The 3411-nt window shown below is 47.7% G+C and carries 3 protein-coding genes; 2 read left to right on the top strand and 1 reads right to left on the bottom strand.

Translation table 11 applies throughout. From position 1 onward, the window contains the following. Positions 1-62: 62 nt before the first annotated feature. Positions 63-449, top strand: a complete 387-nt coding sequence (locus OQV04_RS23915; RefSeq protein WP_000537778.1) for a hypothetical protein — start codon at positions 63-65, stop codon at positions 447-449. A gap of 11 nt (positions 450-460) precedes the next feature. On the opposite strand, the gene OQV04_RS23910 is transcribed toward OQV04_RS23915, so the two are convergent. After that, positions 461-886 (bottom strand): hypothetical protein, encoded by a 426-nt coding sequence (locus OQV04_RS23910; RefSeq protein WP_001447552.1) that lies wholly within the window; start codon positions 884-886, stop codon positions 461-463. Positions 887-1897: 1011 nt separating this feature from the next. Between OQV04_RS23910 and OQV04_RS23905 the strand changes: the two genes are divergently transcribed. Then, entirely contained in the window at positions 1898-3304 is a 1407-nt protein-coding gene (locus tag OQV04_RS23905; RefSeq protein WP_000125669.1) for an ISNCY family transposase, read from the top strand. The last annotated feature ends 107 nt before the right edge of the window (positions 3305-3411 follow it).

Here is a 3411-nt window from a genome sequence, read left to right as displayed (position 1 = left end):
ATTTTGCTTATCTTCGGGTTCTCGAAGAATTCCGCCATGATTGTTCATAGCAGGAGGTTAGTATGGGTGTAGACATGAATTATGAGTTTCAGAAAAAAAGCCCTAAGGGATGGGACCGGGTTAACGATAATTTTTCAAACGACCGAAGCTATTTGCTTTATTCATGGTTGGGTCTGGATGCCCGTAACACCTGGGGTGTTGCAGCGATCACTCCTCTCAGGGGATTACCCGATGACATAGAACTTCAATGGGATGAGGATGGATGTGATGACTACTGGGGTGAGCATTCCCAAACGTGGTTACTATCCGACGAGATCCTTGCTTCAACCAGCCCGGTAGCCATTGAAGACGATGAACCGGGGTCGGTAGTTGCGGAGTTTTGTGCGGAGGTTCAGCGACTTCATGGGCTGCATGGGACGGTAAGAATTGTTCTAGGCTTCACTGGTTAAACAAGGCTGGACTATCTAATGCCTCCAGACAACGTAATCCTGACGTGTTCATCTACTGTAACCTGGTCGCCGGGGATATATCGCGGCCACCCTGACACGTCATTTGCATTTTTGATGATAAACGAAGGGTAGCCGAACTGCTCGGCCGCAATATCGATATAAAAAATCATTTCACCGGCACTTACCTCACACCAGTAATGGCCGTGCCCGCCAGACTCATTGAAAATACCACCATCATCTGTTCCGTTCCCGCCTCGCACAGCTGCGGACATACCTCTGCGGTGCGCAAATTCACAAACCAGCAGACTGGCGAACATGCATGTTCCTGTGGTGTCGCTTGTCCCATTGTCATTGAGGATATTTTTTAGTGATGAATAAGCATCAGTTGCGAGTGCCAGAACTGGAGTATCAACGGGAATAGAGGCCTGGTCAGTCATGAAAGAATGTCTCCGGTATGATGGAACGGCTAATTAAACAAGCAATGAGTTGATTCCGTTTTTGAGTACTTCACTTTCAGGCAACCAGTACCCGGAATCACACACCCATGATTCGCCCGGGAAAATGAAACCTTCGCGGACCAGGAATACTCTAAAATTTGGCGGCAGTACATTTTCTATTTTTAGCATGTATCCTTCCTGAATGGATAGATTTTTCAGCTCAGATAGAAGATTCGGTGAGACGATGAGAGTCATTAACTGAGTTGAGTTTAAAATCGCAACTATAGATGCATCATTATAGTTTTCCTGTCGAATACCATGACAACGTAGAGTCAGGGATGCAGATCTTCGAGGCGAAACCATCGGTAACTAAATCGAGTAAATTTGGATTTAGCCGATTACCCGGTGCTGGCCTAAACGGCTCATAGTGATACCCCGGGTACTGTAAACTGCTGAAAATGCCGTGGGGCGCTTCTGAGGCTTTGTCAGGGCCACAGAACATGTTTATCCACATCCGGAGGCGGTAGTACTTAGCTTATTCATTCATAAATGATATATCTCTGAAGAGAATATTACGTTACCTGCGCAATTATTATTCTTCCCTCTGAACATTGCTGGCATAACCAGTCATCGATGCACCGGCGAACTCACTGAAGTGTTGGCATATAGCCCGGTTACGTAACTCCCGTGTCACGGTGGCCACGGTTTTACGGCGCACTGGAGAAAGTGAAGTGGCACACTGAATTTGGCCACCTGAACAGAGGTGATATGCTCACCTCAGAACAACATGAAGAGAATGTACTCTGTACCTAATGCAAGAAACGAGAGGGAGATCAGAAATCCTAACGTATTGATTTATCAGTTAGTGGGAGTGACATATGAACTTATTTACCACAGTAGGTGATTTAACATAATCCTCGTTATATGTACCAAGTCTGTAACAGCAAAGTTGTAATGTCCGCCTTGGGCTAAGTTAAGATGTCCGGCGTGTATAATCAAGTAAGGATTACCATGACGGCTCTCGCAGCGGAGTTTTTCACTTTGGATGAAGTTAACCGACTCAAGATTATTCAGGACGTCATCGACCGGCGTCTGACAACACAGATGGCAGCGCAGCGGCTTGGTATCTCCGACCGCCAGTGCCGTCGTCTGCTTGCGCGTTATCGTGAAGATGGTCCGCTTGGCATGACCAGCCGCCGTCGTGGTAAATCCAGCAATAATCAGCTGCCTCAGGGACTGGCCGCATACGCGCTGAATATTATTCGCGAACGCTATAACGATTTCGGTCCGACTCTGGCCTGTGAAAAACTGGCTGAGGTTCACGGCGTTCATATTTCCAAAGAAACGGTTCGTAAGTTGATGACTCAGGCCAGTCTTTGGGTTCCACGTAAGCAACGTGCGCCAAAAATCCAGCAGCCGCGTTACCGACGTGCCTGTGCCGGTGAACTCATACAAATTGACGGCTGCGACCATCACTGGTTTGAAAACCGGGGACCCAAGTGTACAGCACTGGTTTACGTTGATGACGCCACCAGTCGTCTGATGCAGCTTCGTTTCGTAAAATCTGAATCGACTTTCACCTATTTTGAAGCGACACGGGGCTATATTGAAATGCATGGTAAGCCACTGGCGCTCTATAGCGACAAAGCCAGTGTCTTCAGGATCAACAATAAAAATGCCACTGGCGGCGAAGGCGAAACGCAGTTTGGACGTGCGATGCACGAACTGAACATTCAAACCATCTGTGCAGAAACCAGCGCAGCAAAAGGTCGTGTTGAGCGGGCGCATCTAACCCTTCAGGACAGACTGGTCAAGGAACTCAGGCTTCAGGGCATCAGCACAATGGAATCTGCTAACGCATTTGCCGAAGAGTTCATGAACGATTACAACCGACGTTTTTCAAAAGCGCCTCGCCAGGAGTTCGATGTTCATCGGGAACTGGATGTCGATGATGATCTTGATATGGTGTTTACTTGGCGTGAAGCCCGCCGCGTGTCGAAATCACTCACTGTGCAGTACGACAAAGTGCTTTACCTCATTGAAGACAATGAGTTCAGTCGTCGGGCGATTGGTAAATACATTGATGTCTGGCATTACCCTGACGGACATAAAGAGCTCCGGCTTAATGGCGTATCACTTCCCTACTCCACCTATGACAAACTGTCTGAAATCGATCAGGGTGCCATTGTGGACAATAAACGTCTTGGCCGTGCGCTGGAGATGGCGCAACTTGTGCAGGCCGAACGGGATAATAACCGGTCACAATCAGTGCCATCCGGTGACGGCCCTTCACGCAGGCGCAAAGCCCCTACGACGAAGAAATCCCAGCGTTCTTTGGACCAGGACGATATGTTCAATGCACTTGTAAAACTTCAGACACGAGCTGAGGAGATTTTTGGTGAACGCAACCAAAAATGATGTTTTGATACGAACATTTCAATGGTTAATAGATAGAGTGGAGATGGGCAGATGATAACGTTTTCTATGGATGAAAGTGGCTATACGGGTTATGACTTACTCCACAA

The organism is Escherichia sp. Lx600-2 (genome assembly GCF_036662595.1).
GTDB lineage: Bacteria > Pseudomonadota > Gammaproteobacteria > Enterobacterales > Enterobacteriaceae > Escherichia > Escherichia coli.
This window is presented reverse-complemented; position numbering and strand designations above follow the sequence as displayed.